This window comes from Staphylococcus sp. EG-SA-2 (assembly GCF_017152085.1).
Genome location: NZ_JACYHC010000984.1, coordinates 1 through 844, shown reverse-complemented (window position 1 = coordinate 844; position 844 = coordinate 1). Strand labels below are relative to the sequence as shown.

Sequence of the window (844 nt, the reverse complement as noted above, 5' to 3'; positions counted from 1 at the left end):
CTTCTTTCATTTCAAAGCAACGTGCAAAAGGTTGAATACCTAATAAGTTGTGAATTTGAACAGCGGCTGCTTTAGCAGCATCAACTGCTGATTCAGTTGCCACAATTACCATACCAATTTTCTTTTTATCTTCGTCTGTTATAATGTCCTTAGCAGCGTTAGCGCCCATTGAAACGATGTCTTGGTTTACAGGACTAACAGCCATTTCAGTTTGACCAATTCCAATTAAAAATTTGTTTGGGTCTACTTGGCGTGCTTCTGCTAATTTAGCCATGTCTACATAGTACTTTGGAACGTAAAAGTTTATTTTGTCGATACCTATTGTCATAAGGTTTTACATCCTTTCAAATTTATAAAAGCAACACTTGTATCATATCAGAATATGCTTATCTTATACAAAGAAATACACTAAATTTAAAAATGATTTGACGTTTCTTGTAAGCGTTTTAATTTACCTTGCTTTATTTTATAGTTAAAACAATAATTATTCAATTGAATTTTAAGACGAATAACGTTATTTTATGGTAAAAATAGTAGTGATTGAAATGTTAAAAAATTATGTGAAGTAAAAGGAGTATGTCCATGCAAAGTTTAGATAAGAATTTCCGACATTTATCTCGTCAACAAAAGTTACAACAATTGGTAGATAAGCAATGGTTATCAGAAGATCAATTCGACATTTTATTGAATCATCCATTAATTGATGAGGAAGTAGCAAATAGTTTAATTGAAAATGTCATCGCGCAAGGTGCATTACCCGTTGGATTATTACCGAATATCATTGTGGACGATAAGGCATATGTTGTACCTATGATGGTGGAAGAGCCTTCAGTTGTCGCTGCAG

General features: G+C 32.8%; 2 pseudogenes. One reads left to right on the top strand and one right to left on the bottom strand.

The window, feature by feature from the left end:
* A pseudogene (locus tag IDG60_RS16975) lies at positions 1-328 on the bottom strand (hydroxymethylglutaryl-CoA synthase); the annotation flags it as partial.
* 254 nt (positions 329-582) lie between these two features.
* On the opposite strand from IDG60_RS16975, the pseudogene IDG60_RS16970 reads away from it, so the two are divergent.
* Positions 583-844: pseudogene (locus tag IDG60_RS16970) on the top strand (hydroxymethylglutaryl-CoA reductase, degradative); the annotation flags it as partial.